This window comes from Streptomyces sp. CB02959, from assembly GCF_002803155.1.
GTDB lineage: Bacteria > Actinomycetota > Actinomycetes > Streptomycetales > Streptomycetaceae > Streptomyces.
The window spans coordinates 1-23,979 of sequence record NZ_NNBP01000047.1; the positions used below are offsets into that span (position 1 = coordinate 1).

General features: G+C 68.2%; 26 protein-coding genes. 6 read left to right on the top strand and 20 right to left on the bottom strand.

The window, feature by feature from the left end:
- The first annotated feature begins 136 nt into the window (after positions 1-136).
- Positions 137-418 (top strand): hypothetical protein, encoded by a 282-nt coding sequence (locus CG747_RS50445; protein WP_257981152.1) that lies wholly within the window; start codon positions 137-139, stop codon positions 416-418.
- Between the two features lie 576 nt (positions 419-994).
- Here CG747_RS50445 and CG747_RS43660 read toward each other — a convergent pair.
- The 15 genes from CG747_RS43660 to CG747_RS43720 all read right to left on the bottom strand — a co-directional run bounded on the left by CG747_RS43660 (position 995) and on the right by CG747_RS43720 (position 13,520).
- Complete coding sequence (locus tag CG747_RS43660; protein WP_100607442.1) at positions 995-1,276, bottom strand: hypothetical protein; 282 nt, start codon at positions 1,274-1,276, stop codon at positions 995-997.
- A 194-nt stretch (positions 1,277-1,470) separates the two neighbouring features.
- A complete protein-coding gene (locus tag CG747_RS43665; RefSeq protein WP_100607443.1) occupies positions 1,471-2,445 on the bottom strand; it encodes a thiopeptide-type bacteriocin biosynthesis protein in 975 nt (324 codons plus the stop codon).
- Positions 2,427-3,656, bottom strand: a complete 1,230-nt coding sequence (locus CG747_RS43670) for a lanthionine synthetase C family protein (RefSeq protein WP_100607444.1) — start codon at positions 3,654-3,656, stop codon at positions 2,427-2,429. The genes CG747_RS43665 and CG747_RS43670 overlap by 19 nt, the downstream gene beginning before the upstream one ends.
- Complete coding sequence (locus CG747_RS43675; protein ID WP_257981153.1) at positions 3,653-6,715, bottom strand: lantibiotic dehydratase; 3,063 nt, start codon at positions 6,713-6,715, stop codon at positions 3,653-3,655. Before CG747_RS43675 ends, CG747_RS43670 begins: the two co-directional genes overlap by 4 nt.
- A gap of 84 nt (positions 6,716-6,799) precedes the next feature.
- Positions 6,800-6,988 carry an FxLD family lanthipeptide gene (locus CG747_RS43680; protein WP_100607445.1) on the bottom strand — a complete coding sequence of 63 codons (189 nt, stop codon included), beginning with the start codon at positions 6,986-6,988 and terminating at the stop codon, positions 6,800-6,802.
- A 50-nt stretch (positions 6,989-7,038) separates the two neighbouring features.
- Entirely contained in the window at positions 7,039-8,253 is a 1,215-nt protein-coding gene (gene fxlM, locus CG747_RS43685) for a methyltransferase, FxLD system (RefSeq protein ID WP_100607446.1), read from the bottom strand.
- 299 nt (positions 8,254-8,552) lie between these two features.
- Positions 8,553-8,723: a hypothetical protein gene (locus CG747_RS48635; RefSeq protein WP_180985990.1), complete on the bottom strand. Its 171-nt coding sequence runs from the start codon at positions 8,721-8,723 to the stop codon at positions 8,553-8,555.
- An 80-nt stretch (positions 8,724-8,803) separates the two neighbouring features.
- The gene (locus CG747_RS43690; protein WP_100607447.1) at positions 8,804-9,247 is read right to left on the bottom strand and encodes a DUF6082 family protein; all 444 of its coding nucleotides are present in this window, start codon (positions 9,245-9,247) and stop codon (positions 8,804-8,806) included.
- Positions 9,248-9,418: 171 nt separating this feature from the next.
- Complete coding sequence (locus tag CG747_RS43695; protein ID WP_100607448.1) at positions 9,419-10,315, bottom strand: serine/threonine-protein kinase; 897 nt, start codon at positions 10,313-10,315, stop codon at positions 9,419-9,421.
- A gap of 57 nt (positions 10,316-10,372) precedes the next feature.
- Complete coding sequence (locus CG747_RS47675) at positions 10,373-11,056, bottom strand: hypothetical protein (protein WP_180985991.1); 684 nt, start codon at positions 11,054-11,056, stop codon at positions 10,373-10,375.
- Positions 11,057-11,289: 233 nt separating this feature from the next.
- Positions 11,290-11,706: a DUF6415 family natural product biosynthesis protein gene (locus tag CG747_RS43705; protein WP_100607450.1), complete on the bottom strand. Its 417-nt coding sequence runs from the start codon at positions 11,704-11,706 to the stop codon at positions 11,290-11,292.
- Positions 11,694-12,044 (bottom strand): hypothetical protein, encoded by a 351-nt coding sequence (locus CG747_RS43710; RefSeq protein WP_257981154.1) that lies wholly within the window; start codon positions 12,042-12,044, stop codon positions 11,694-11,696. Before CG747_RS43710 ends, CG747_RS43705 begins: the two co-directional genes overlap by 13 nt.
- Positions 12,045-12,052: 8 nt before the next feature.
- The gene (locus CG747_RS48640) at positions 12,053-12,517 is read right to left on the bottom strand and encodes an ATP-binding protein (RefSeq protein ID WP_100607452.1); all 465 of its coding nucleotides are present in this window, start codon (positions 12,515-12,517) and stop codon (positions 12,053-12,055) included.
- A 2-nt stretch (positions 12,518-12,519) separates the two neighbouring features.
- Positions 12,520-12,645 (bottom strand): hypothetical protein, encoded by a 126-nt coding sequence (locus tag CG747_RS50450; RefSeq protein ID WP_257981155.1) that lies wholly within the window; start codon positions 12,643-12,645, stop codon positions 12,520-12,522.
- Positions 12,645-13,520, bottom strand: a complete 876-nt coding sequence (locus tag CG747_RS43720) for a TauD/TfdA family dioxygenase (RefSeq protein ID WP_100607453.1) — start codon at positions 13,518-13,520, stop codon at positions 12,645-12,647. The genes CG747_RS50450 and CG747_RS43720 overlap by 1 nt, the downstream gene beginning before the upstream one ends.
- Before the next feature lie 81 nt (positions 13,521-13,601).
- Here CG747_RS43720 and CG747_RS43725 point away from each other — a divergent pair, with 81 nt between their 5' ends.
- Entirely contained in the window at positions 13,602-14,036 is a 435-nt protein-coding gene (locus CG747_RS43725) for an NUDIX domain-containing protein (RefSeq protein ID WP_100607454.1), read from the top strand.
- Positions 14,037-14,042: 6 nt separating this feature from the next.
- The gene (locus CG747_RS48645; RefSeq protein ID WP_180985992.1) at positions 14,043-15,209 is read left to right on the top strand and encodes a helix-turn-helix domain-containing protein; all 1,167 of its coding nucleotides are present in this window, start codon (positions 14,043-14,045) and stop codon (positions 15,207-15,209) included.
- A gap of 46 nt (positions 15,210-15,255) precedes the next feature.
- Here CG747_RS48645 and CG747_RS43735 read toward each other — a convergent pair whose 3' ends face one another.
- Positions 15,256-15,819: a hypothetical protein gene (locus CG747_RS43735; RefSeq protein ID WP_100607455.1), complete on the bottom strand. Its 564-nt coding sequence runs from the start codon at positions 15,817-15,819 to the stop codon at positions 15,256-15,258.
- Positions 15,820-15,869: 50 nt separating this feature from the next.
- Positions 15,870-16,049 (bottom strand): hypothetical protein, encoded by a 180-nt coding sequence (locus CG747_RS43740; RefSeq protein ID WP_100607456.1) that lies wholly within the window; start codon positions 16,047-16,049, stop codon positions 15,870-15,872.
- Positions 16,050-16,313: 264 nt separating this feature from the next.
- Here CG747_RS43740 and CG747_RS43745 point away from each other — a divergent pair, with 264 nt between their 5' ends.
- On the top strand, positions 16,314-17,639 hold the full coding sequence (locus CG747_RS43745; protein ID WP_257981156.1) for a DNA-binding protein: 1,326 nt from the start codon (positions 16,314-16,316) through the stop codon (positions 17,637-17,639).
- Between the two features lies 1 nt (position 17,640).
- Here CG747_RS43745 and CG747_RS43750 read toward each other — a convergent pair whose 3' ends face one another.
- The 3 genes from CG747_RS43750 to CG747_RS43760 all read right to left on the bottom strand — a co-directional run bounded on the left by CG747_RS43750 (position 17,641) and on the right by CG747_RS43760 (position 20,567).
- Positions 17,641-18,657 carry an NAD-dependent epimerase/dehydratase family protein gene (locus CG747_RS43750; RefSeq protein WP_100607457.1) on the bottom strand — a complete coding sequence of 339 codons (1,017 nt, stop codon included), beginning with the start codon at positions 18,655-18,657 and terminating at the stop codon, positions 17,641-17,643.
- Between the two features lie 126 nt (positions 18,658-18,783).
- Positions 18,784-20,316, bottom strand: a complete 1,533-nt coding sequence (locus tag CG747_RS43755) for an AarF/ABC1/UbiB kinase family protein (RefSeq protein ID WP_100607458.1) — start codon at positions 20,314-20,316, stop codon at positions 18,784-18,786.
- The gene (locus tag CG747_RS43760) at positions 20,313-20,567 is read right to left on the bottom strand and encodes a hypothetical protein (RefSeq protein ID WP_146022273.1); all 255 of its coding nucleotides are present in this window, start codon (positions 20,565-20,567) and stop codon (positions 20,313-20,315) included. The genes CG747_RS43755 and CG747_RS43760 overlap by 4 nt, the downstream gene beginning before the upstream one ends.
- Positions 20,568-21,476: 909 nt before the next feature.
- Here CG747_RS43760 and CG747_RS48650 point away from each other — a divergent pair.
- Entirely contained in the window at positions 21,477-21,992 is a 516-nt protein-coding gene (locus CG747_RS48650; RefSeq protein ID WP_180985993.1) for a hypothetical protein, read from the top strand.
- Positions 21,993-22,051: 59 nt separating this feature from the next.
- On the top strand, positions 22,052-23,905 hold the full coding sequence (locus CG747_RS43770) for a 1-deoxy-D-xylulose-5-phosphate synthase (RefSeq protein WP_100607483.1): 1,854 nt from the start codon (positions 22,052-22,054) through the stop codon (positions 23,903-23,905).
- The last annotated feature ends 74 nt before the right edge of the window (positions 23,906-23,979 follow it).

Sequence of the window (23,979 nt, forward strand, 5' to 3'; positions counted from 1 at the left end):
CGCACGGACTCCACCCACGTTTCCGAACCCGCCACCGCCGAGATCAAACGCATGTACGTGAACCCCGCAGCCCGCGGCCACGGAGGTCGGCCGATGGGTCCTTGAAACCCTGGAGCGCGACGCGCGCCAGCAGGGAATGACCAAGGCCATTTTGGAGACGGGCGTCCACAACTACGCAGCGCTTGCTCTCTACACCCGCTGTGGATACACCCCAGTCGAGCCCTACGTACTTGGCCGACGACCCCACGATCAACCGGGCTCTGACGAAGACCTTGAACCCACCGCCGCAGGGCCACCAGCGCAGCGACGGGCTGGTGTAGCCGGACGGGACGCCGCGCCCGCCCAGATTGTTGCTGCGCCGCGGGCGGTTGCGCGGGCCCGGGCCGGGCCGATGAGAAGGGCCGTTCGACCTCCATGACCTCTTGATCTCGGCGTTCTTGCCGCCCCCGAGGCCGCGCCGACCGTCTCGGCGGACTTGGGAAGCTGCGGTGCTCGTTGTGCGCCCGGTCAGGATCCGGCTGCCGCTGCCGGCACTCACAATCTCCGCCTCACGCACCTGACGTTCTACGGCCGGCCCAGCCCAGGCGGTCGAGGTCCGGATGGCAGGGCACAGCCTCGTTGCGGTCAGCCGTCGGCCTCAGCCACGGAAACCGCACCTACGGCTGACCGCCCGTACGCACACCTCAGCAATGCGGCTCTGCACGAAGCGATTCGCAAGACTGCCACGGCAGCCCGCGCTACCCGGACGGCAGCCGAATAGGCGGAGGCATCAGCCGACCGCGCCGGCCAACAAGCCGCAGCGGGAACAGGTCCGAACGAGCTCGCCCTCAATCGGAGGCACCAGGACCTCACCGCCCGCGCCGAGGTGATCCGCGAAGTCCGTACCCTCACGGACGTGGTCGCCCAGCACACCCACGCACAGCGGGAAGTGGAAGAACGACTGCACCAGCTTGACCAGCAGTTGACTGCCACCGGCCGGTTCGGCCGTCTCGCACTACGTGGTGAGGACCGCGTTCACGCCGAGGCCGAACGCGGAACGCTCCAGCAGCAGCGCATCGAAGCCGCGCGTGAACTGGAGACACTGCATGGCCGCCTCCATGAGCTTTCTGCCGTTGCCGGACCCGGCGAGGAGCACGACGTCGTGTTCGCAGAAGCAGAGAGACTGAAGCGCGACAGACCAGCGCTCGTAGGTCGTGCCCAGGACATGGACATCCAGACCGCCAAGCGCGCCCGTGTTGAGGCGACGAAGGCCCGCAACACTGCCCGGGGGCAGCACACAGAGAATCCGGGCTGCACGACGAACTGTCCCGGCGCGCGGAGGCGCCGACCGACCGTGAGGAGTGCCCGGAACCGCGTTCTGCGTCTCGTTACGCCAACCACGCTGCCATGGAAATTCAGCAGCATCACGAGGTACCAGAAGCTCCCTCAGCTGAATCGTTGCTGTAGCCGAGGCCGGTCGCGGCGAGTTTGTTAGAGCAGGCCGAATACGGTCTGTCGGGCGGACCATGCCAAGGCGCTCTGGGTTCGGTGGGATAGGCCGAGTCGGTTCCAATGGAAGATGACATGGAGGGCGAGGATTTGCCGCAGTCCGCGATCGAGCTGTCCAGCATGGGCTGCGGCGCCGAGCGCTGCGCCTGTGTCGCGGAAGGCCGATACCCAGGTGGCGACTGGGTGGAGAGGACCGTCGACGGCCAGGTTGGGTCCCTCAGGAGCGGTGCTGGCCTGGAGCAGGGTACGGAGCTGTTGAACCAGTTGCAGGCGGCGTTCTTCGGGGATTTCCTCGGCTGCGGAACGGCCCTCGTCGCTGATGACACGATCCCAGACGTCACCAGCTTCGTACCATTCCAGGCCAGCGCCCCGCATCATGGCCGAGCACAGGAGAACGGAGAGCTCGCGGCGGCCAAGGACGATGTCGGGGCGAGCGGCCAAGCGGAGAATTTCGCGGCTGTCGGCGATGAACAGTTCGTGGGCGGTGCCGATGCCGAGGGTGCCGCCGAAGGCCGCGGTCTCCGGTTCGTAGATGCCAGGCCACCATCGCTTCACGTGATGGTGCTCCCGTAGCCGGTCGAGTGCCGCGCTGACGTCGGCTACGGCGGTGGAGCCGGGCCGCGGGTGGAGGCGCAGGCGCCAGCAGGGGTGCTTGCGGATGAACCACCAGCCGGTGAGGGAGCCGGCCTTTGGGGCCTGGCTCAGCACGGGTTCCAGGTAGGTGGCTGCGGTGGATTCGGCGGCGGACCAGTCCGGGAATTCGACGAAGATCTGCTGCCAACCGAGCTGGCTGGTCTGGTGCGCGAGAGCATCGTGTCCGGCCTGCTGGAATAGCTCGACTGCATCCGCCAAGTGTGCCGGATGCATGTGGGCCCTTTGGGCAATCTCGTCCAGGGAGTGACCGGCCAAGACGTCGAGGACGGCGCGGTCGATGGCGGTCAGTCGATCAACAGGCATGCATCCCATCCCGTCTGAGTGATCAGTGCGCCCGCGGTCAACGAGGACAGGGCGAGTGCGCAGCCGCCGTTGCCCGTCAGCAGTCCCACATTCTGGTTGGGCGTTGTGCGGATGAGGGTGGTGAGGGTTTCGCCCAAGCGGGGCAGCAGCTGACGCAGGTGGGGGTAGGGGCTGTCATGGGCGGCGCGGGCCGTGGTCTGGTAGACGCCGGCCCAGCCGTGGCAGAGCGAGGTGTCGCGGATGAGGGCGAGTTGCTCCGGGTCGGTCATGGCCAGGTAGAGCGCGGCCTCGTACATGTGCTGGAGCCCGCGGTCGCCCAGGGCGATGCCGGCGAGTTGGCCGGCGCGGGCGATGCCGGGGGTGCCGTAGCACCAGCTCGGGCGGCCGGCTCCACGTTGATGTGTCCGACCGGACGAGAACTCTTCCAGGGTGAGGTGCAGTGGCCACCAGGGGCCGCGTTCCCCGTCCTGTCGCCAGGCATCGAGGTGGGAGCAGATGGTGTCAATGGCCTCGTGCTGCCCGTCGACGCTGACGCCGCGACGCAGGGCTTGGGCGAGGAGCAGCAGGGGGCCGCTGATGCCGTGTGCCACCCCGAGATTCCCGTGGCCTTGGGCGAATTCCGTGCTGGTGCCGCGGTTGGGGTCGTGTGCGACCCACCAGCCGGGCAGCCGGTGGCCGTTGATGGCCACGGGGTGGGTGAGGGCGACGAGGTAGTGCAGGACCTGTTCCAGTGCGCTGCTGGTGGGGTCTGCACGGAGGAGGTAGGCGCCGATGCCGGTCAGGCCGCAGAAGAGGTCGTACTCGGCGAAGGTGGTCAGCTGGCCGCGATGTATCCGGGCGAGCGCTCTTTCGGTGCGTTGGTGGGCCAGGGTGGTGACGTGGTGGTGGAGTTTTTCCCACGCGGTGCAGTAGAGGTCTTGGAAGCGCCCGTGGGGCACGGTGTTGAGCAGGACGAAGGCGAGGGCGGGGGCACCGCGGAACAGGCCCGCGGTGTCGGTGGCGTCGAGTTCGCCGGCGGCGGCGTGGTTGATCCAGCGGTGCGCCAGTTTCCAGGGCCCGGTCCGGGCCTGGGCGCGTTCGATGTGCAGCAGCGCGATGCCGGCTGCTCCGTCGGCCAGTGACTGTCCTTCGAGATTCTGACCTGGGGGTGGGGCGGACAGAACGGTGGCGTATCTGCTGGCTATGTGTGCGGCTTGGGCTTTGGTGGTCATGTGGTTCTCCGGGCGGTGTGGCTGAGGGCTGCGGTGCGCGCCAGCCGGAGGGTGAGGGCTTCGGCCCTCGGGTCGGGGCCGAGGGCGCGGATGTGGTGGGCGTGGAGCAGGGAGCGCAGCACGGTGAGCGGGTGGCGTTGTCCGGCCAGGGCTCGGCGGTAGGCAGCCAGGGCTGCGGCGCGGGCTTCCCACACTGCGTTCATCGACGTGCCATGTGTCGTCGTCGTGAACGGGCCGGTTGCGCCGGGTTGGGTGGCGGTCAGGGTCTGTTCGCGCAGGGTGCGGTTCAACGGGCCGTGTTCTTGCGGGAGATGGTCGATGAGCCAGTGCAGGCCGGTGTCGGTGGTGGGGGCGAGATGGGTGGCGAGGTTGAGCAGGCTGGCGGCCGTGAGCGCTTCCGGCGCGAGCGCGTCGTCGTGGGCTGCGTAGCGGATCTGGGCCAGGGCGGCGGTGGAGTCGGCGGCGAAGACGTCGTGGGCGGCTTCCAGGGCTGGGCCGTGCCCGAAACGGCCCGTCTGCGGGGTGTAGCTGGACAAGGTGAGATCGGCGATCAAGCCGGCACGGTGCAGGGCAGTTGCCCAGGCGTGCACGGCGTTGGCCGCCGAGCCGTAGGTTCCCTCGGGCAGGTGCAGGACGAGGACGAGGTGTCGGCCTGCTTCGGGGCGGGAGGCTTCACGGTGTCGTAGGAACCACCACGGCGGCGGTTGATCGAAGCGCGCCAGGAGAGCGGGCAGGTGGCGATCGAGGATCTCGTCGTGCCGCTGCGGATGGCTGTGAAGGTGCACGCGGAGATCCACTCCGGCCCCGGGCAGCCGGGAGTCGGACACGTCGATCGGATGCTGCGGTGAGGGCAGCGGGAGGCTCTGCTGCGGCTGGGCGCGCCGTAGGGGGAGCAGAATTTCGTGGGCGCGGCCGATCCACCCGTGTCGGTCCGGTTCAGGGGTCTCGCGCAGTTCGAGACGCTTGGCTTCGTGGAGGCGGGAGCGCAGCAGGTGGCGATGGACGGGATGCGCCAGGTCCAGAGGAAGACGCTGCTCCAGCTCGACGAGCGCAACCCGAGCAGGCACGCGCATGCGGCGACGCCAGTCGGCCAACGCTTCCTCCCATTGCGGCATCTTGGCCGTGCGGGCGGGAAGTTCGGTCGCGGTCAGGAGCCATCGGGCCGGCGCCAGGATGGTTCGGCGATATCGCACCCGTGGCAGGTAGGGAAGTCGGCTGGCCGCGCCGAAGGAGAACGGGCAGTACACGGCGAAGCGGGTGGTGGACACTTCGGCGAGGAACCGCGCCAGCGGGGGCGTTTGGATGCTGGCTTCCAGCACGTGGGGGATGTGCAGTTCGACCCGCCGGCCGGTGGAGCGCTGCACCAGGTGCAGGTGGCGGGCATCGGCAGTGACAGCCAGGTCCGCGAGGGCGATCACCTCCTTGTTGTCGCCCGGGCGGTGCTCGGCCAGCGGGACGACGGGCAGTAACTGCACGGTGCGGGAGATGTTGGCGTTGCGGTGCCGGCGCGGGGCGAAGCTGAGTTGCGCGGACACCGTGTCCTGCGAGGTGGGGCGGTAGGTGCGCGCCAGGGCGTCACGGTCCTCATGGGGCAAGAGGTAGGCGAATCGGCCCGCCATGCTGTTGGTGAGCCGTGGCACGCTGGTGACCCACACCTCGAACCTGCCGCGGTCCAGTTCCCGGGCGCTGGTCGCGTGGACTTCGAAGGCCACTTCCAGCCGGGGAGCGAACTCCGGCTCCTCGGAGCCGGTGGCGTGGGCCAGCTCGTCGATGTCCGCGTCCGTGAGCACCAGCTCCTCATGCCCGTCCATGAGGCCCTGCTGAAGGCGTGTCAGTAGTTTCTCGTCGCGGTTCGTCCACGGCTGGATCGACTTCTCACGCTCCGCTCCGACGTAGGTGGCCGGTAGGCCCAGCCCGTGATCGCCGACCAGGTTCAGGACCGGCACGGATGCGCCGACACCGTAGCGAGCGCGGAAACGCCTGTGGTAGTCGCGCCATGCCGTGTGCCCGTAGGGGTGCGGGGTGGCCTGGTACAGCGCGGCCACCGCGCTCTGAACTTCGGATACGACGGAGTGGGGGATCTGCACGTGGCCGTCCACCGTCGTGTCGACGAGGAGGGGCGCCGGAGCGATGACCGGGGCGCAGATGGCGTGCATCCGCTCGGCCGTGTCGACCAGCACGCCGCTGGAGGGCGCTTCGATGTTGACGGCGGCCTGGATACCGTCCAACTCGCGCACCAGAGGGCCCACGCCGGGGAGGGCGTGCGCATCGACCCGCTTCAGCTCGGCACAGGCATGGGCCAGGGCATCAACGGTGGTCATCGGGGCCCACAGGCTGGAGACCAGCAGGTGCTGCGCGATGAGATCACCGAGAAGTCCATCGACCTGCCCGGCGGAGGCAGTGGGGAACTGGGCGCGCATCTGGTCCCGCAGCTCCCGATAGGACACAGGCACGGCGGCAGCGGTCAAGGCAGCTAGGACGGTGCGCCGCGCGGGAACGGACACCTCCACGGGCGCCATCAGCACCGCGCGCCCGTCCGCGGGCGGGCCCGCGGCCACGACCCGATCCCCGCGTACGACTGCGGTGTCGTTCGCCACGAACGACAGCCGCTCCACCACGGCTATGTGACTGTGCAGTTGGCGGATCACCTCGGCGAGCCAGGCGGCATCGGCGCGGGCCGTGGCGCGCGGCGGCCCGTGCCACCGCACCTGCGCAGTCGGGCCTACTGTGAGGGGGGCTATGCCGGCGAACAGGCCGAACGGGGTGGCGCGGTGCTGCCACCGCAGCAGGTAGGAAGCAACCGACAGCACGGTCCGTTGGATCTGCCGTGGTCGCTTCTGCACCCCACCCACGATGTTCTCGACTGCCTGGCACAACACCGGGGTGGCCACCTGCACGGCACCCCGCACGTCGGCGTCCTGCCAGACGCTGCAGAGCCACGCACGGGCGACGGCTGAGTCCCCCAGGCCGCGCGGGAGGCCGATGACGCCGGGGCGTGTGGTGGCGCGCAGCATGGCGCCGCCGTCGTACTTGTAGGTCACCGGAGGGAAAGCGGGCACGCTGGCTCCTTCGACGGTGGGCAAGCAGGGCCGGAAGTGCTGGTGTGCCGGGCTGATGAGCCCGGCACACCAGCGAGGAGCCGATCAGGCCGGGTCCTCCGTGAACGACGTGCAGGCCGAAGCCCCGTTGGCGCAGGTGTTTCCGCACCCGTCGTTGGTGGCGCAGAGCAGCTTGCCGTGCGGGTGGGCGGCGACGATGACCTTCACGTCCAGCGGCGCGAAGTCCTCCTCACCGTCGACCTCCGTCGGATCGAGCAGCGCGGTGTGAATCATGATTCCTCCCCTTCGTTGATGGAGTGGTGCATGACGACCTGGCCCTGCGGTTAGTGAGTGGGCCAGGAGAGCGAGATCCGGCAGTGCACCTTGTCGATGACCCGGTCACCGTGGACCTGGTCATCGCTGGTGTTGGCCGGATAGACCCGGATGACCGGGCTGGGGCCGCCGCGGCGGCTGGCTTCCCAGGCACGCAGCTGCTGCGCCATGTCTTCGGCGAGTTGCTGTGCGTGGGCCCCCAGGGCGTGGACGCCGAACTCGGAGTTCTCGCCGTCCGCGGTGCGGCGGTAGACGACGTAGCCGAAGCTGTCGTTCTCCACGGCAGCCAGGGAGAAGCCGGGGTTGGTCGGGGCGACGATGCCGGAGTCGAGTTCCTTGTCCAGCACCATGGTGCAGAAGCCCGGCAGCCCGATGGCCAGGTGCATCTGAAGTGTGTCCAGCAGTTCCCCGCGCCCGATGGTGACGCCGGTCCACAGCTCGACCCGCGGCGTGGTGACCGCGTTGTCGAGCTGGCTGGGCTCGATCGGGATGCCGTCGTCGAACCGCAGACCGATCTCGGGGCTGCCAGCAACCAGGAGCAGCTTCACCTCGTGGGCGGTGGCGCCCTGCATCGGCACGAAGCCGCAGATCTTCGCCGACTCGCTCTCCAGGTGCCCACCGCGGCGGACGAAGGCGACGGAACGGGTCAGTCCCCGCATCCGCAGGGGAACAACCAGCCGGCCTTCGGGAGCGAGCTGATCGAGCCAGGCCGCAGGGACGTCCCAGGCCCCAGCGGTGACCATGATGACGTCGACCTCTCCCAGACCGGGGATCGGCTCGGCGGCATCGGCGGTGACGACGCGGACGCTCTTGTACCCCTGCTCGTCCAGCAGGCGCCGGCCCCGCTCGGTGACCTCGGGGTCGATGTCAACCGTCGTGACCTCGCCTCCATCACCCACCAACTCGGCCATGTAGGCGGCGTTCAGGCCACCAGAGCCGACCTCCAACACCCGCATGCCAGGCTGCAGTTTGGCTTGTTCCAGCATCATGGCCTGGATCTGCGGAGCGGAGACGCTGCTGATCTGCACGCCGTACTCGTCGGTCTTCGTGACAACTGCCGCGTAGGGCTCGTAGACCTTTTCGAAGGGTGCCTCAGGAGCGAAGGCGTGACGCGGGACCTTGCGCATCGCTACCTCGACCTCCGGCGTGACGAGCACGCCGTCCGCTCGTAGCTGGTCCATTACGGTGTTGCGCAGTGTCGTGGCCTGCTCGGTATCGACGGTCATGACGATCCTTCGTAGTGCGTTTCTGGAAAGCCGGCAGGCACCGGAACAGTGCAGAAGCCGGCTGCGGACGACGCTATTGATTCGGACACCGCGTTGTGCGGTGCTCACCGACAGTGGCTGAGATGCGGCCATCGAGCAGAAGCAGATCTCCTTCACGTTGGCGCATGTGGGTGATGTGGGGAGAGGCCGAACCGCTCCCCACCTTCCGGCGCCGAGCCTTGTGCCAGGACCAGCGGCGGGCAGTGCACCCGAACCCCGGCGGGAGTGCGGGGTAGGGCAGGTCCAGTGGAGCTAGACCGCTAGCTGTTCGGGTTCAGCGGGCACGGCTTGTCGCAATAGTCCTGACAGACGTGGGTCCGCTCGTCGTGCCGAAGGCCGATCACTTCTTGCCGTTGGGCATTGCCTCGACCGTTGTTGCGCCTGTCACCAGCGGTCTTCGCCGCCTTGATGGTGTCCTTGCCCTTGCCCACGGTGTCCTTTCGAGTGGTAGTTCCGCAGTGCGGTGAAGGCCGCACGCAGCCTGCGAATTGCTGGAGTACCTCGGTGGGGATCAGACGCCAGCGGGCTTCGCCGCACAGTGGGCGAGGTAAGCGCTCTGCATCGCTTCGGTGAAGCGCTGGGCGCACCGGTTGCCTTCCGCCTCTCGTGCGCGGGACGCGCCGAAGTGCTCCCAGTAGCGCCGAGCGCCCTCCCGCTCCATGAGCGTGTCCGCCACGAAGCGCAGTCGGCTGCCGCGGAGCAGGCGAAGTCGGTGCCAGAGCGAGAGCACGACCATCTGTTGGTTCTCGCTCAACAACTGCGCGAACTCCCCACCGTCCATCCCCTTGGGCGCCCAGTCCTGGGCGAGGTCCGGGTTGGCGACCAGCTGGGCGATGCGGCTGTGGTGGAGCTGAGTCACAGCCACCCGGTTGCACTGGTTCTGGTGCCGTTCCCGCTGGGCGACCTGAACGGCCCCGACGGCAGCGAGAACAAGGACAGCATGCGAGGTTTTCATAAAGATTCCTTCCATCACGGTGTGGTCCCGTGTGAGGCAGGACGACCGCCACGAGGCAGGCCGCCCAAGGGCTGAAAGCGAGGCGGAGCCCGCGGTCCGGCCAAATCGCAGCGACGGGTTGGAGGGAGAAGATCAAGCGTCACGGTGGTGACCGACTACTTCCATCCTCCGTCAGGTGAGCGGGACGGCTTTGAGCTGATCCGCGAGCTGAAACGCACTGGGCCGACTGCCGGGCGGCTGCGCCATCGCGGCGCTGAGCGGTGCGAGGAACTCCGACCAGGGATGTTCAGCGGCTTGCGCGAGAGGAATCTCGGCTGTGGCGATGGCCCGGCGCAGGGCGACCGCGGTCATGGTGCTGGAGTCGAAGCCGGCGTCGGCGTAGGCGAGGGGCCAGGTGGTCGTAGCGGCCCACCACAGTCCGGCGGCCAGTGTGTAGATCTCGTCGTCGGGGTCGAGCACCAAGCCGGCCGCCGTGGACTCCAGCGCGGCGGTGAGTCGCGGGGAGAGCAGGTGCACCAGGCCGCCGAGGTAGGCGGCGGAGACGGCGTTGCCGATCCGCGAGGCGCCGGTGCAAGACAGCAGCCGGACGCCTGCGGTGGTGTGGACCGCGTGGTGGGGGCGAAGGTCGCAGTGGACCCAGCCGGCAGTGTGGAGACGCCCCACAGCCATGCACAACTCGACTGCGGCGCGCCGGGCTTCGTCTCGACCGCTATCCGAGTTGTCGCGCAGCTTCTTGCACGCGTCCCACGTGGTGGGGCCGTCAGCCCAGGGGGTGATGAGCCAGGCCCGGGGCTCGGGGCAGTAGACGTCGTCAGCGGTGTGCAGGACGCGGATGCCTCCCGGCGGCATGGTCCGGAGGGCGGCGGCTTCGCGCACCAGGGCGCGGGCGGCGCTTTCGCCGCTGGCTACCTTCACGGCGACGGTCATGTGTGGGCCGTGGACCTGCCAGAGCTGGTGATCGTGGCGGTCGCGGATCAGGGCCCAGGTCGCGGGGGAGCCGGCGCATTGGTTCGCGTAGTCGCTGGCGGTGTCAGGGCAATGAAGGGACGGTGTGGTTGAGGTGGTCATGGGGCTCCGTAATGAAACATGTCGAGAAGGTCGAGAAGGCTGAGGTCGGCTGGCTGGTCAGAGGGGAATTGAGTTGAGCCAGTCGGCGAGTTGATGGGCTGTGGGCCGGCGGCTGGGCGCGAGGGTCATCGCGGCGGCCAGCGGTGCCAGGAACTCTGGCCAGCTGTGCGCGGTGGGATCGGCGCGAGGGACTTTCCCACCGGCGATGATGCGCCGGGCGTGGGAGCGGCTCTTCGCACTCGGATCGAATCCGACGTCTTGGTAGACCAGTGGCCAGGTGCTGGTGGCGGCCCACCACAGACCGGCGGCCAGGGTGTAGACCTCGTGGCCGCGGTTGAAGAGCACTCCGTTGCCTCTGGACCGCTCGATCGCGCAGGCCAGTTCCGGCGAGAGCAGGTGCACCAGGCCACCGTCGTAACCGGCGCTGGTGCGTTTCCCGGCGCGGGTCGCCCAGGTACAGGACAGCAGCCGGACGCGCCCTGGATCAGTGGTGTGAACGACGTGGTGGGGGTCGAGAGTGCCGTGCATCCAGCCGGCCGTGTGGAGGCGGCCGACGGCCTGGCAGGTCTCGATGGCGGCCGTCCGTGCCTGCCCGCGTCCTTGCTGGTCGCCTTCGCGTAAAAGGCGGAACGCCTCCCAGGTTGTCGGGCCGAGAGCCCAGGGGGTTATCTGCCAGGCGATCGGAGCTGCCGGGCGAAGGTCGGAGCCGGCTCCGAGGGGGCGAGTGTTCCCGGCAGGCATGGCACGGAGATTCGCGGATTCCCGCGCCAGGGCCAAGGCCCCGCACTCGCCGCCGGCGACCTTCACCACCACAGACGCTGTGGGACCGCCGACGTGCCACAGGTGAAGGTCCGGGCGGTTGCGGACCAACCGCCAGACGGCGGGGGAGCCTGCGAGTCGGTTCGCGAGATCAGTGGCGTCGAACGGGCAGCGGACCGAGGGGGACTTCAGGGCGGGGGACGCGATGCGGGCACTCACGTGAAGTCCTCCGGCAGGCACGCGCGGGGATGAGCCTGTCGGCCCGTAGCACCGGTTTGCTCTGCCTGGATCAGGTCGGCGGCACGGTGCAGGGCCTCGATGAGGCGGCCAAGGTTCTGCGCCCGCAGCACTGCCTGCGGGAGGGCGAGAGGTGGTGGAAGCGGCAGTCGCCAGTCGGCTTCGCGGAGCGTGGCCCGTGCGCAGGCGACCTGGGGCGAACTGGTGGGGCAGCTACCGAGCAGGGCCCGCAACTGGGCCGCGAGGTCGCGTCCGTGCGCAGTGAACTGGTCAACCGCATCCCGGACTGTGTCCCGGTCCGGGACGCCAGGTCCCTGCGGTTCCCAGGCAAGCACCGCCTCGACGAGCGAGAGGAACTCGACCCTGGTGGAGGTGGGGGGAGTCAGCGCAGCCATGCGACCACCTGCTCCTCCCTGAGGATCTCGAACTGACACGCGCGCTTCATGGCGTGGGGGCGGTTTCTGGCCCCCAGGCTCACGAAGAGGCGCCGACCGTCACGGCGGACGATGTTGAGGGGCCGCTGCAACTTGCCGGCCATCTTCTCGGGGCCCAGCCCGCGGGCGGGGAGCGGCACCAACTCCCGCTCCCCGCGGAGGAGACAGAGGGCGTCGGGAGCCAACAGCTTGGGTCGGCTGATGGCCTTGGTGGCGTAGTCGACGGCGACTGCGGTCTCCTTGTTGCTGAGGGCGTGGGCGACCTGGCTCTCTCTAGGAGAGAGAAGGTTCTTTGTCACGGTCGTGGTCATTGTTCGACTCCTTGTCGGCCTACTCGCAGGAGTGCCCAGACGCTTTTGCCGGCGGACGTCCTGTTGACGCCCCACTCAGCGGAGATCTCGGACAGCACCATCAGGCCCCGCCCCGACTCGGACTCCGCATCGGGGCGGCGCTGCACCAGGCCGCAGGGCGACGGATCTGCCACTGTGATCCGCACCGCGCTGTGCTCCGACCGTTCCACGGTCAAGCGGCAGCAGACTGGCTCGTCCCCCGGCAGCCGGATCGGCGTGGCGTGGCGCAGGGCGTTGGTGACCAGTTCCGAGACGACCAGCTCCGCGACATCGATCAGCGAGTCCAGACACCAGCACGCGAGCGTGGTGCGTACGGAACCCCGAGCCTGGCCCACCGCCTGTGCGATCAGGGGCAGGGTCTGCGTGTAGCCCGGGATCGAGCGGGTGAGTGGGTGTAGGGGCGACGCGATGGGGGTGGCCATGGTCACTGCATTCCTCTCAGTCCTACGTACGCCTTGCGCTGGCCACGGGCTGACGCGTCTATCGGCCTGGTGGTGAACGGCAGCATGGTCGTGCTGGTGCCGTGGTGCTCCTGGTTGTGTGTTGTCATCAGCGCGTCTCCAGGGGGACTGCGTGTGCATCGTGGGGAGTGAATCCGCGCGGGAGGCGGAAGCGGGGGTTGCCCAGGGCCCGGGAGCAGCGACGTACTCCAAGGAAGGCGGTACGTGCATGGAGCCATCGGTGGTTGTCCAGCAGGTAGCCCTCGCCGGCACGAAGCTCCAGCGGTTGCTGGTGCCTGGTGGGAGCGGCACGGAGCTCGGGCACGTAGGCGCGGGTGAACGGGTGCCAGCGCACCAGGCCGTCTTGCCGCAGTCGTATCGAACACCGCCCGCCCGGGAGGAGATCGAAAACCGGTGCGAAGACGCCGTCACTGCGCCCGAAGAAGGCGGCACGCTGATCGGCGAACGCGGCCAGGGCATCGGGCTGGTTCGCTTGCAAGTCTGAGTACAGTTCCCGGCCATCGGTCAGCAGGCAGATGCCACCGCTTTCAGCAGGCCGGGCACACACGAAAAGCATCAAGTGCGGGGGAACAGGCAGACTGGAGCGGTCGGTGTGCGGTGCCAGTTCACCGCGACCGAGCCCATCGAAACCAGCTCGCTGCGCGTGGCGGCCGGTGTCGTGGATGACGGTCAGCCCGTCCGGGGCGCTGTCGCGATGCGCGCTGACGTGCAGGTACCGAGAGGCCAGATCCAGTACCGCCGCGCGAGAGTGGATACCGTCGAAGGTGACAAGACCGACTTCACTGAGCTGCTTCTCGACGGCACGCGGAGCACCGCGGCCATGCAGGTTGACGTAGGAAGCGCTGAAGAGATCACGAGCAGTGGCACGGCGCAGAACCGAACTCCCTTGGTGCGAACGGTCTGTGATCTCACTGTCGAAAGTCGCCGGTGGCCGCGTAAAGCGACGGATTGTCGACTCGGGCATTTCGCCTACCACGGCTGATGGTCGGTCGCTGCGTGCTACGTTCCGAGGGCCCCGGTCGTCGATCGCTGCAAGAGGACCGCCATGTCGTACACACCCCCGCTGTGGCCCGTCTCCATCAAGGGCATCGCCTGCGATGCCCAGGACCGCGTCCTGTTGCTGGAGAACGAGCGCGGGGAGTGGGAGCTGCCGGGTGGACGGCTGGAGATCGTCGCGCAATCCGGCCAGCCGGCTGACGAGAGCGCGGAGAGTGCCGTCGAGCGCGAGTTGCTGGAGGAAACCGGCTGGAATGTGAAAGTCGGCCCCCTCATCGACGGGGGCGTCTGGATCTACGAGCCGATCCCCGACCGGCGGGTCTTGATCGTCACCTACGGTTGCACGGTGCTGAACCCCGAGCAGGAGCCGGTGCTCAGCCAGGAGCACAAGAAGATCGGACTCTTCACCGCACGAGAGGTGCCGGGCCTCGTCATGCCCGACGGCTACAAGCGCTCGATCGTGGCCTGGTACAAGAGCAAGTAGCCGACCATGGGCATCGGCCACCTCACGTCCCACCCGGCGAACAGTCACGTCGCCTGGCGCTGGGCGACCCCTCAGGCACAGACGATCCTTGCAACCCGTGACCTTGGCGCGATCCTGCGCTTCTACCGAACGGTCCACGGCCTGAACCAGACCCAACTCGGCGCCCTGCTCGGCTACGACAAGACCTACATCTCCGCCCTGGAACTGCGCAAACGCACTGTTGAGGACATCGGATCCCGGCGCCGCCTGTGCGAAACGCTTCACCTGCCACCGCACATTCTCGGCATCACTGACGCCGCGGACGCAGACCACCACGCGATGGTGCAGTTCGGCTATTCCACGGTTCGCCTCGCTGAGATCGCTCGCCAGTCCGGCCACGCCTGCGAAGCGGTAGAAGAACTGTGGCCACTGGTTGCCCGCCTGGAAGCCCGCGCAGAGGACGGCAACGCCGAGCGCGAAGTACTGGGCCTGCTCGCCCGCGCCCGCGTCAGCCTCGGAGTCGCCCTTGGCAACGTCCTCCCGGAAGAGCGGCTGAGCACCGCAGCACGCTGGACCGCCAAGAGCTTGGAGATCGCCGAGGTATTCGCGGAACCCGGCTTCACCTCCTACGTCCTGCGCATGCACGGCAACGAACTGCGCAAAGCACGTCTTCACGGAGCTGCAGTCGACCGCCTGTCCCGCGCCGTCGCACTGGCCCCGGATCACGATGCACGCGCTGCGGCCCTGCCGCTCCTCGCGCGCGCCGCCGGCTCGCTCGGCAATGGTCTCCTGTTCGACAGGGCCATCAGCGAGACGGAGCACCTGCTCGAACGGGTGGAGCACAGCAGTCCGTTCAACCCGTTCGCGCTGCACGAGATCCGGCTGCGCGGCTTGATCGCCACGGGACGAGTCCACCTCGCTGTACAACGCGCGGAGAACACTCCAGCACCGACCACAGCGGTCGCACCACAGTGGCGCGTCATCGAGCAGGTGACCGTCGCCCACGTACGACTGCACGCCCAGGACCATGGCGGGGCCGCCGAATCGCTGAACGCCGCAATCCAAGAAGCCGTCAGGCAACGCCTTCCGCACCAGCTCCAACGCGTAGTGGGCACCGCCGGAGACAACCTGCCCCAACTCCGGGACACCGCTCAGCAGGCGCTCGACAGGATGCGGCAGGAGATGGCCGCTTGACCATCCGGATCGGGCAATAGTGCTCTGACTCATCGTTGGGGGCCATTCAAAGGGAGGGGTCGTTCACGAGCAGCGTCACCATGAGGGCGGTGACCGCCGTGATCAGCAGGACCTGAGCGGCGATCTGTCGCCAGCCGATCCCCCGACTGTCGAGCCAGCGCAGCGGTGACCTCGGCGATCTCTTACTCTTCGTCTCCGCGCGGACGAGAAGAAGGAGAGCATTGCGCTCGCCGAACCAACGCAGCTCTTGCTCGTAGGATTCCAAATCCGAGCTGATGGTCTCTTGTTCCAAGACGATGACCCCGTTGGAAAAGCCTTCATAGACCGTCGCCCGCACCGTCTCCCAGCCGGAGCGCTCGTTCGGCGGGCATCCCCGGATGTCTTGTGCGTCATGGCTGTCGAAGTGGCCGTGCGCCTGCGCCTGTTGACGGAGCTGCGAGAACTCCTTGGAACCGTCGTTGCCATCCGCGGTTACCGCATAGGCGACCACGCCGCGGGGCGTGGGGAAGAGCTCGTTGATGCACTGGTTGTGGGAAGCGCGCAGGTCCTGGAGCCTCTGCTTCTCGCTCGTGGCGAAGAGCTGCCGGCTCCGGTTCGTTGCGAGGTTCATTCCGCCCGCTCTGGCCGTGTTGCGGACGACCTTCCGAAGGGATCCGACCATCACCCGTCCCCCAGCCCCAGGTACAGGTCGTAAAGCTCGGGGCCCCAATCGAAGGGGTCACCGTGGTACGTGCGGAGCTGGTGGCAGTTGGTGATCGACGCCGGCTCCGTCGGCTTCGCCTCCGAGGGTGAGGCCGTTGCGCTCTGCTCGGTCGTGTGCTGCTGAAGTGGCGGATTCACGTGGACTCCCAGTCGGATCGTGCCTGAACATGCACTCTCAGCGAGGGTGTTGATCAGCGTGGACCTACCTGGGGTGCCACCGCCATGTCAGCGGAGTGCTATCTACGTGGCCCTTGCGCGTGCCACGGGCCACCCGAAGGCCAATCAAGGGCCGCATGGCATAGATGTGTTGAACTGGAGCAGAACCGCGGTATTCCCTTCGTGAGAAGGGTTCGATCCGCAGACGACCCGTTGCTGGTCCCACCTCAACTCCTTGGGGGCGACGTGAGTGAAGCACCTCCGCAGACGCTGCTGAAGCAACTGTGTTTTGAGCAAAGGGTGGAGATTCCGGAGTTCGTTAGGCGTTTTGAGAAGACGGCTGACGAAGTCATCGGCAAGGGCGCTGACAACCCGACCTGTAGCGAGCGGACTGCGAAGCGGTGGAGAGCTGGAGGCGTCAACCCTCAGTCGCTGTCGTCGGATACCTGCCGTGTCCTGGAGGCGATGTTCGGCCGATCGATCACGGATCTGCTTGCCCCGCCGCTACGGTCCGATCCCGACGCACCCGTGTTCAACCTGGAGCGAGTAATCGATATGACCGCACGCGACGCACACGACGACGCCAGCGCAACAGCCGCTGCTTCTGTCTCCGACACCAGCCTCGACCAACTCGCCGATGACGTGATGACCCTCGCGCGGGAGTACGCCTTCGTCGCACCGATGGACGTCTTCCGCCGCGGCCAGACCCTCCAAACCAAGCTCCAGGACCAGCGTGACCGAACGCAGGTCCCGGCCCAGCAACAGCGATTGCTCGAACTCAGCGGGCAGACCATGGCCTTGCTCGCCACCTCGGCCTTCAACCTCGGCGCCTTCGATAGCGCACGCCGGCTGGCTCGCGCGGCCGACCTCTACGGAGAGACTGCCCGGGTCGACGTCCTGCGGGCGTACTGCGACGGCATCCTGGCCTACGTCGCCTACTTCACGGGGATGCCGCGCGATGCGGTGATGAAGGCACGTCGAGCACAGACGTACGGTGGCCTCGGCGACGTGGCGCGCAGGCGGCTCCTCGCCGTCGAGGCCCGCGCGCACGGGTTCCTCGGCGATGTCGAGTCCGCCCAGCATGCACTCCGGCTATCGGAGGAAATCGAGAACGGCGCCCGCGACGGTCTACACGACGACGTGGGGGGCGAATTCGGATTCGCACCGGAACGTCTCGCCATGTCCAACAGCTCGACAGCGCTGTTGGTTCATGACTCGGCTCAGGCTGAGCAGTCGGCCCGCAGGGCTCTCGACCTGATCGAACAGCGACCGTCGGACGCACGCTCCGCGCACGTGCTTGGCAGCGCTGCCGCCGACCTCGCCATGGCACGTCTGCTCGACAACGACGTGGATGGCGCAGCCGAGGCGCTAGGGTCCCTTTGGGGCATCCCCGCCGACCAGCGAGCGACTGGTGTTCTGGTGCGGACCGGCCAGATTCAGCGCTTCCTCACGCGACCGTCCTTCAGGGGAGCAGCGCTCCCAGGGGAACTGCGTGATCGCGTAGAGAACTTCACCCGGACCGCAACCACACGTCAGCTCGCCGGCTCCGCGTTGCTCCAACTGGAAGCGTGACCTACGAGAAGGAGGCCAGGATCTTCGCCTCCTTCTCGGCGGCGATCCCGTGTTCTGCCCACCGCGGGTGGTCCACGGGACGTCCGTCAGCTACCAGCCAAGCCCACGTGTCCCTGATGGTTTTCGCGAGCGGCCGGCAACGCAGCCCAGCGGCAACGGCTCGACTGGAGTCGACCGACCACACACCCGCGTGCGTACGCCACAGCGGCAGCTCCGTCCACTGCTTGACGCCGCGCTCGGCCAGGACAGTCGGTTCCACCCATACGGGCTTCCCGGCGCCGCCCGTAACGGTCAGGCACTCCGCGAGAAGGTCCGCAAAGGTCATACCTTGCGGGTGGGCGACGTTGTAGCCACCGCTCGTCTCACTGGATGCCTGGTCCAGGGCGAACTCGGCGACATCGCGGACGTCGACCGGCTGGATGCGCTGCTCGCTCGGTGCCGGGGCAAGGATGCTGCCCCCACGCTTGGCCCGACTCAGCCACCAGGGCAATCGGCCCACGTACTCGCCAGGCCCCAGGATCACCCCGGGCCGCAGGAAGACAGCTCCGTCGCCGAAGACCTCGCAGACGGCGCGTTCACCACCTGCTTTCTGAAAGCCGTACAGGGTCGGACTGCCGTCCGGTCCGGTGTAGCCGACCGTCCCATCAGCGTCAGCGGGACAGTCCAACAGCGGAGACTGATCCGTCAAAGGTTCGTGCGGCCACCCTTGGTAGACCGACACGGTGGAGATGTGCACCCAGCGTCGGGCCGCTTTGCGGAGGGCAGTTGTGGCCAGCAGCACTTCCCGGGGCGCGAAGTCCGAACTCGACGTATCGACCACGGCGTCCCAAGGCCCATGTTGTGCAAGGCGTTCCAGATCCCCCAGCACCGTACGGTCTCCGTGGATCGCGTTGACACCTTCGACCTCGCGCCCGGACAGCCCGCGATTGAAGGTCGTCACGGACCACCCTCGTGCCAGTGCCCTCTCCGCGACGCACGTTCCCAGAAACCACGTACCGCCGATGACCAGAATTCTCATGGGGGTGATCCTGCCGTGTGTCCGGAGACTCAGGGAAGCGCCTACGCCATCACCAACGTGCCGGGACAACACATCTAGGGCAGGGGGTCGCCCCGCAGGCGCAGGGGGTGTTGTGCATCAGGCCGGTCAGCAGCGGCGACGGCGATGATTGTCGGTGAGTTTCCACAGGGTGTATGCGGCGGCTGCCAGGAGTGCGCGGCGCCGGTTGCGGGAGCGGGCCGCTGCCTGTTCGGCGAGGAGGGTTTGGGGGTCTTTGTTCTCGGTGATCCGCAGGGTGAACTCGTTGCTGGTGAGGCTGTCCAGGAGTCCCTGCAGTTTGCGTATGCCTGTGGGTGCTGCGTGCATGATTTCCAGGGCGGTGCAGGCGGCCTGTTTCTCGGACATCAGCTCGTGTGCGAGGGTGAAGATGATCTCCTGAATTTCGTCCTGGAGGATCTGGGTGATGACGAGTTCCGGGCACAGGCACCTGAGGGAGCCCTCGATGTTCGCGAATGCCTTGCCGAGGATGGCGATGGCCGGGTTCACGCGGATGCCGCGTTTCGTGGAGTGCTGCAGGATGGCTGTCAGGGAGACGCCGAAGTTTAGTTCGTCCAGGGATGCGGTGGCGATCTTCGGTACGAAGTTGGCCATGTCGTCGGCGAATGCTGTCGGCTGGGCCCATGGGGTGGGGTGGCCGAGGGAGGTCCAGGTGCGGGCTACGGCTGTGCCGTCGTTGTTGGCCAGCTGGAAGAACAGCAGCAGGAGGGTGGAGCTGAGGGAGCGGTCGAGGCGGCCGGTCATGCCCCAGTCGATGATGGTGGCGCCTTGGCCGGGTTCGACGAAGATGTTCCCGGGGTGGGGGTCGGCGTGGAAGAACCGGTCGGTGAAGAACCCCTTGTACATGAACGCGAGGAGGTCTTCGCCGATGGCGGTGCGTTCCTCGTCGGTGCATTCGTCCGGTTTGATGTCGCGGATGGAGCGGCCGGGGGCGAGGCTCTGGATCAGGACGTGCTCGGTGGCCAGGATGACGTCGGGGATGGACAGGTGCTCGAACTCGGCGGCGCAGGTGCGGGCGCGTTCCATGTTGGCGGCTTCGAGGGTGAAGTCCAGTTCGGGTTCCATCGCATCGAAGATGACCCCCAGCATGGCTTCGATGTCGACGACCGCGCTGAACCGGGGCGCATGCCGGGTGACCGTGCGCGCGAGCCTGCGCAGCAGCCCCATGTCCGCGGTGACCACTTCACGGGTCATGGGACGTTGGATCTTCACCACGGCCGGGGTTTCGTCCGCCATGGTGGCGCGGTAGGTCTGGGCGAGGGAGGCGGCTCCCAGAGGCCGGCTGGTGTCGATGTCCGCGAAGCGGTCGCGCCAGTCGGGCCCGAGGTCGCCCTCGATGACGGTTTCGAACGGGGCGAAGGGTTCGGGCGTGATGCGGTCGTGGAGCTGTTCGAGTTCGTCGATGACCGCTTGGGGGACGATATCGGGGCGGGTGGAGAGGATCTGCCCGATCTTGATCCAGAACGGGCCCAGGTCCTCCAGCACTTGGCGGACGGCCTGGGCCCGTTCATAGCCGGCCATGGCGTGTGTGGTCCGGCCGCGGCGCAGGGCGAGTTCACGCCGGACTTCACGGAACGCCAGGCGCCCCATCCGGCCGACGACGTACCGGCCCCGGCCTCTCACTGCCTGCTCCAGCCGCTGCGGCCGGTCAGCACATGCTGTGCCGGGCACATGCCGAGGCCGGCCCAGGCGGCCAGGACCTGGGCGAGGACCCGGTAGGTGCAGTCGGCGCCCGTGGCGCGCTCGTACGCGGTGAACCGGCGCCCCCCACACAGGTCCCCGGCCAGCGCGCCGGGGGGGACGGGCAGATGCGTTGCGGGGTCACGGATAGTGCCGTCCTCGAAGCAGCACAGCACACGCAGCCGTCGGCTCATCCCCGGAGTTGGTTTCAGCGTCCGACACGTGGTGCCGGGCGGTCATCGTCCTCACCGCGGGCGAGGGCACTCACCGCCCGGGCCAGGACCTTCAGCTCCTCCTGCAGCACTGCGATCTGCTCACGCTGAGAGGAAGGCCCCGAAGCGGATGCCGTGGCGGGCTCACACCAGGGCGAACCATTACCCGGCCACCACGGAGGCGGGCATCCGTTGCCCCACCACGGAGGGCAGTTGTTGCCCCATGGCGGGCATCCGTTGCCCCACCACGGAGGGCAGTTGTTGCCCCATGGCGGGCAGTCGCTGTCCCAGCCGCCGTTGCAGCCTCCCCATCCTCCCCAGTCGCCGCCGGGCCACCGGCGGCGGGCTCCGAAGACGTCGTCGACCATGCTGCTGACGTCATCGGTCAGGTCCGACAGCAGTCCGCCCAGTCCCCTGCGGTAGCGTGCCATGGTCTTCCTTCCCTGTGCCGTGGGATTCTTGGAGGCGAACGCGGCGGCCTGCGGTGGTGTGACACTGCTGACATGTGCCACGGTCCGTGTGCCGTCTGTTCTCGCATGCGGGTTCGCATCACTGGGGAACGTACGGCGCCTGTAGCCCCCTGGCCATGGTGTGGGCGGGGGCGGACGGTGCGCGGAAGCGGCGCACCGCGCCATGTACGGGCGCACATCTTGCAGGCAGCGTCTTTTCCTGCCCATGCCGCATTTCACGCAACCGCGCGCTTCACGCGCTCCTCCCGAGAGGGCTGGCCGAAGGCGGCTCTGGGGAGTTCCGTGGAAACGCAGACACTCTGGCCTGCAGCTTCCTGCCGACGGCCCGCCGTGGGCCGTCACGTTGCCTGTTCCGTTTTCCCTCCGGCTGCGCCTAAACCCGTAGTGCAGTCAGAGCCGGTCGGCTGATCGGAGACCACTCATGCCTCCCACCCCATGCGCAGAGAAGCCGCCCGGCCAGCCCTCGCTGCCGGGCAGGGCGTATCACGGCAGGACTGTGGTCGTGCTCGGCGGTGGACCGGCGGAGACGGTGGTGGGCCTGCGCTGGGTCCTGCCCACCAACTCACCCGCCCTGGCCGCTCGCCACCGCCTGGCCGTCACCGCCGAGGACGGCCTGTGCACCGGCGGCATGGGACCCGTCCTCGGCCAGGTATGCGTCTTCGCGGGCGTCACCACCCCGCTCCTCACGCCGATCGCGGATGTGGCCGCCCTTCAGGTGCCGGATCCCTGCAGGGTGGTGTATCTGACGCAGACGACCCTGGCGGTGGACGAGACCGCCGAGATCACGGTCGGTCTGCTGGCCGGGGCGTCGGCCCCGCCCGCCCTCGTCGATGAGGTGATCGCCGTCTTGAGGGGCCTGGCGCCGGTCGCCGTCGCCGAGCACACCACCACCGAGACCCTCACCTTCACTCCGCCCGCCGCTGCGAGGACCTCATGACCACCTCAACCAGCCCCGTCCCGCGTTCTGCTTCCGGCGCCGCGGCTCCCGCCGGCAAGATGGGCGTCAAGGAGCGGTTCCCTCTGCTGGCCCGCACCATCAGTCCGGAGGCGCTGCGGGCCCTTCCCGGGCAGGATCTTCCGGCTCTGGCCGGTGAGATCCGCGCGTTCCTCATCGAGGCGGTGTGCGCGACAGGCGGGCATCTGGGCCCGAACCTGGGGATGGTGGAGCTGACCCTGGCCCTGCACCGGGTCTTTGCCTTGCCCCGCGACACCCTCCTGTTCGACACCGGCCACCAGGCGTATGTGCACAAACTGCTCACCGGCCGCGCCCAGGCCTTCACCGGCCTGCGCCAAGAGGGCGGGCTGTCCGGCTACCCCTCACGGGCAGAGTCCGCACATGATGTGATCGAGAACTCCCATGCCTCCACGGCCCTGTCCTACGCCGACGGCCTGGCCACAGCCCGCCGCCTTACGGGCGAGACTGACCGCGCTGTGGTTGCCGTCGTCGGGGACGGGGCGATGACCGGGGGCATGTGCTGGGAGGCACTCAACAATCTCGGCGCCGCCCCCGGCCGGCCCGTCATCGACGTCCTCAACGACAACGGCCGCTCTTATGCCCCCACCACCGGCGCTATGGCCGCGCATCTGACCGTCCTCAAGACCGGCGGGGGCGCCCAAGCGTGCCAGAACGTGTTCACCGAACTGGGCTTTGCCTATCTCGGGCCCCTCGACGGTCACAACACGGCAGAACTGGAGCAGGCGCTGCGCCGGGCCCGGACGCTGGGCCGTCCGGTGGTGGTGCATGTGATGACCGTCAAGGGCAAGGGCTACGGTCCGGCCGAGGCTGATGCGGCGGACTGCCTGCACGCGGTGGGTACCGTCGATCCGGCCACCGGCAAGACAGCCCGCGCACCGAAACCGTCCTGGACTACGGTGTTCGGCCGAGAGCTGCACCAACTGGCCACGGAGCGGGGCGACATCGTCGCTCTCACCGCGTCCATGCTGCGCCCCACAGGTCTTGCGGCGATGGCCCAGGCGTTTCCCGACCGGGTCTTTGACGTCGGCATCGCCGAGCAGCACGCCGTCACCTCAGCGGCCAGCCTGGCCCTGGGAGGGCTGCACCCCGTCGTCGCCCTCTACGCGACCTTCCGCAGCCGAGCCCTGGACCAGGTCCTGATGGACGTGGCCCTCCACAAGCTGCCGGTGACGTTCGTCCTGGACCGGGCCGGGATCACCGGCCCTGACGGACCCTCTCATCACGGCATGTGGGACCTGGCCCTCCTCTCGGCCGTGCCGGGGCTGCGTCTAGCCGCCCCGCGCGATCCGGCCAGGCTGGGCGAACTGCTGCGCGAAGCCACAGGCCACACCGGCGGCCCGACCGTGCTGCGCCTGCCCAAAGCCACTGCGGGGCCAGATATCGCGGCCCTGGCCCGCATGGACGGGATCGACATCCTGCACCGCAGCCGGGCCCGGAGCCTGGACGTCCTGATCCTGCCCACCGGCCCCCTCGCTCCGATTGCCCTGGAGGCCGCCGCGGAACTGGAGGAACTCGGCACCGGCGTCACCGTCGCCGACCCCCGCTGGCTCCTGCCCGTCAACCCCGCCCTCCCCGCCTTCGCTTCCCGCCACCGCCTCGTGATCACCCTCGAAGACGGCCTGCGCCAAGGTGGCTTCGGCACCGCCCTCGCCCAGACCTGCCAGGAACACGCCCTCAGCACGCCCATCCTCCCCCTCGGCCTACCGTGTGCTTTCCTCCCCCACGCCCCCCGGAACAGACTGCTCACCCGCTGCGGCCTGAGCGCGGAAGCCATCGCCAACACCGTCCTGCTGGCCCGCAGCCAAGTCCCCCACCTTCCCACCCACACCCTGCATGCTGGCGACGCCCCACACACCGCCGGGAGGACACCATGACTACCGCCAACCCCGGCAACCCCACACCCGCCCCGACCGCTGCGCCTGCCGTACCCCTCCAGACTGCCCTGGCT

Excerpts from the sequence above, each read along its gene's own strand:
- CG747_RS50445 (WP_257981152.1), top strand. The coding sequence starts at position 137 with ATGACCAAGGCCATTTTGGAGACGGGCGTCCACAACTACGCAGCGCTT.
- CG747_RS43665 (WP_100607443.1), bottom strand. The coding sequence starts at position 2,445 with ATGCCTGTTGATCGACTGACCGCCATCGACCGCGCCGTCCTCGACGTC.
- CG747_RS43670 (WP_100607444.1), bottom strand. The coding sequence starts at position 3,656 with ATGACCACCAAAGCCCAAGCCGCACACATAGCCAGCAGATACGCCACC.
- CG747_RS43680 (WP_100607445.1), bottom strand. The coding sequence starts at position 6,988 with ATGATTCACACCGCGCTGCTCGATCCGACGGAGGTCGACGGTGAGGAG.
- fxlM (WP_100607446.1), bottom strand. The coding sequence starts at position 8,253 with ATGACCGTCGATACCGAGCAGGCCACGACACTGCGCAACACCGTAATG.
- CG747_RS43690 (WP_100607447.1), bottom strand. The coding sequence starts at position 9,247 with ATGAAAACCTCGCATGCTGTCCTTGTTCTCGCTGCCGTCGGGGCCGTT.
- CG747_RS43695 (WP_100607448.1), bottom strand. The coding sequence starts at position 10,315 with ATGACCACCTCAACCACACCGTCCCTTCATTGCCCTGACACCGCCAGC.
- CG747_RS47675 (WP_180985991.1), bottom strand. The coding sequence starts at position 11,056 with ATGCCTGCCGGGAACACTCGCCCCCTCGGAGCCGGCTCCGACCTTCGC.
- CG747_RS43705 (WP_100607450.1), bottom strand. The coding sequence starts at position 11,706 with ATGGCTGCGCTGACTCCCCCCACCTCCACCAGGGTCGAGTTCCTCTCG.
- CG747_RS48640 (WP_100607452.1), bottom strand. The coding sequence starts at position 12,517 with ATGGCCACCCCCATCGCGTCGCCCCTACACCCACTCACCCGCTCGATC.
- CG747_RS50450 (WP_257981155.1), bottom strand. The coding sequence starts at position 12,645 with ATGACAACACACAACCAGGAGCACCACGGCACCAGCACGACCATGCTG.
- CG747_RS43720 (WP_100607453.1), bottom strand. The coding sequence starts at position 13,520 with ATGCCCGAGTCGACAATCCGTCGCTTTACGCGGCCACCGGCGACTTTC.
- CG747_RS43725 (WP_100607454.1), top strand. The coding sequence starts at position 13,602 with ATGTCGTACACACCCCCGCTGTGGCCCGTCTCCATCAAGGGCATCGCC.
- CG747_RS48645 (WP_180985992.1), top strand. The coding sequence starts at position 14,043 with ATGGGCATCGGCCACCTCACGTCCCACCCGGCGAACAGTCACGTCGCC.
- CG747_RS43735 (WP_100607455.1), bottom strand. The coding sequence starts at position 15,819 with ATGAACCTCGCAACGAACCGGAGCCGGCAGCTCTTCGCCACGAGCGAG.
- CG747_RS43750 (WP_100607457.1), bottom strand. The coding sequence starts at position 18,657 with ATGAGAATTCTGGTCATCGGCGGTACGTGGTTTCTGGGAACGTGCGTC.
- CG747_RS43760 (WP_146022273.1), bottom strand. The coding sequence starts at position 20,567 with ATGAGCCGACGGCTGCGTGTGCTGTGCTGCTTCGAGGACGGCACTATC.
- CG747_RS48650 (WP_180985993.1), top strand. The coding sequence starts at position 21,477 with ATGCCTCCCACCCCATGCGCAGAGAAGCCGCCCGGCCAGCCCTCGCTG.
- CG747_RS43770 (WP_100607483.1), top strand. The coding sequence starts at position 22,052 with ATGGGCGTCAAGGAGCGGTTCCCTCTGCTGGCCCGCACCATCAGTCCG.